The organism is Chromohalobacter sp. 296-RDG (assembly GCF_029889885.1).
Taxonomy (GTDB): Bacteria; Pseudomonadota; Gammaproteobacteria; order Pseudomonadales; family Halomonadaceae; genus Chromohalobacter.
In genome coordinates this window covers 1-1941 of the sequence record NZ_JARANY010000161.1, presented here as the reverse complement: position 1 = coordinate 1941, position 1941 = coordinate 1, and the positions used below count along the sequence as shown (strand labels likewise).

Sequence of the window (1941 nt, the reverse complement as noted above, 5' to 3'; positions counted from 1 at the left end):
GATGGTGGACGCTTCGGGGTACGCCATCTCGGCGTGACTCAGGGCGGTGCCGCCGACTGGGTGTCGTTGGGATGGGCCAATTGGCTGCTGGGTAACGCGCCGCAAGCCCCCGGTGTGGAAATTACCATGGGTGGCTTGATCCTGTACGCCGAGGTCTCGACGACGCTGGCCCTGACGGGGGCTGACCTGGGCGCGACCCTCGACGATGCGCCATTGGCGCCAGGAAATTGTGTCACTATCGCTGCCGGGCAGCGGCTGGCGTTCGAGAGTCCTCGGGCTGGCCTGCGCGCTTATCTGGCCTTTCCCGGCGGACTCGATGCCACACCGGTGCTGGGCAGCGTGGCCAGCACGATGCGCGAAAGTCTGGGCGGGCTCGATGGCCAGGGGCGCGTGCTGAACGAAGGCGATTGCCTGACATGGGCGGGGGATGACGCGGGACGCGAACGCACGCTGCCCTCGGGCGTGGGCACGTTATCTGGAGATGGAGAGTGCGTGACGTTGGCGCTGGTAGGCGGCGCGCAGATCGCCGATTTCAGCGGTGCCAGCGTATTCGAGGCCTTTAATACTGCTTGGACCATCGATCAGCGTGCCGATCGTATGGGGGTGCGCCTGACGGGTCCCGAACTGCGTTACCTGGGGGAGGGGATGGTCTCCGAGGGAATTCCGTTGGGCGCCGTCCAGGTGCCCGCCGATGGCCAGCCTATCGTGCTGCTCAACGATCGTCAGACAATCGGCGGCTATCCACGCCTTGGCGCATTGACGCCGCTGGCCTGCGCGCGCTTGGCGCAATGCCAGCCGGGCACCGAGGTATGGCTGACGCCGGTGGCGGCGGGGCAGGCGCGTGACGCGCATCTTCGTCAGTTGGCATGCTGGCGTTGATACCCGGAATCGAGATATTGGCATCTATAAGATAATTTATTTCCCTTTTTGCAAAGTAATTTGCAAATTCGGGGAGTGGCATCTAATCTGGAAGTAACATCACTCCAGGAGCCTGCCATGTCTGCCGACAATGCTGATTGGCCACCTCGTCGCTACGCCGATCTGCAACTGCTGGCGCTGCGTGCTCGACGCGGCGACGCCGCCGATCTGAAGCTTTCCGCCAAGGGGCTTGCATTACTCGAGGCTCTATTGGCCCAGCCCGAGGCGGTGAGCCTGTCGAGTATCTCGCAATTGGCGCAGCACCACAGCGTGAATCCTTCACGGCTGACACGGTTGTCACACGCCCTCGGCCTGGAGGGGTTCAAGGCGCTACAGGCGCTTTTCCGTGAAGATCTCAGCGATAGCGCCTTCTATTCCACACGTGCCCAGCGCCTGCTGGATTTCGGCGAGACGCCCCGGGCCGAGGGCGACGTGCTGGCCGACGACCGCGCGCTATGGCAGCAGGAGATGCAGAATCTCTCGGCCACCGTGGAGGCGCTAGACACGACGCAATTGTCCGATGCGGCAACCAATATCCAGAAAGCACGACGAATTCACGTCATCGGCCTGCGCGCCAGCTTCGGGGCTGCGCATTACCTGGCGTATTACCTCGATTATCTGCGCGACGGTGTGCACCTGGTCTCAGGGAACGCTGGCGTCAGTGTCGAGCAAGCATTGCGGCTGGGCGAGGACGATCTGGTGATCGGTATCGCCTTTCGGCCCGAGTCGCGGATGAGCACCGACTACTGCCGGCTGGCGGTGGAGCAGGGCGCCTCGCTGCTGGCGTTGACGAATCATTCCAGCTCGCAGCTGGCGACGTTGGCCGCGTCCACATTGCTTGCGCCGGCCGAGGGTGCTTTCTTCTTCAACCCCATGAGTAGCCTGTTCATGCTCGTCGAGTTGTTGCTGTCCCGCGTGGCCCGCGAGATGGGGCACGACGCGGTGCTCGCCCTGCGCCAGCGCGAGGCACTGATCTCGCGTCTACACGTCGAGTGATGTACTCGCCTTAACATCGTTTCTCTG

General features: G+C 63.3%; 2 protein-coding genes. Both read left to right on the top strand.

The window, feature by feature from the left end; all coding sequences use genetic code 11:
* Positions 1-879: biotin-dependent carboxyltransferase family protein (locus tag OP495_RS17440; protein ID WP_280571021.1), on the top strand; the 879-nt coding region annotated here is incomplete at its 5' end.
* Between the two features lie 117 nt (positions 880-996).
* Positions 997-1914: a MurR/RpiR family transcriptional regulator gene (locus OP495_RS17435; protein ID WP_280571019.1), complete on the top strand. Its 918-nt coding sequence runs from the start codon at positions 997-999 to the stop codon at positions 1912-1914.
* Positions 1915-1941: the final 27 nt, after the last annotated feature.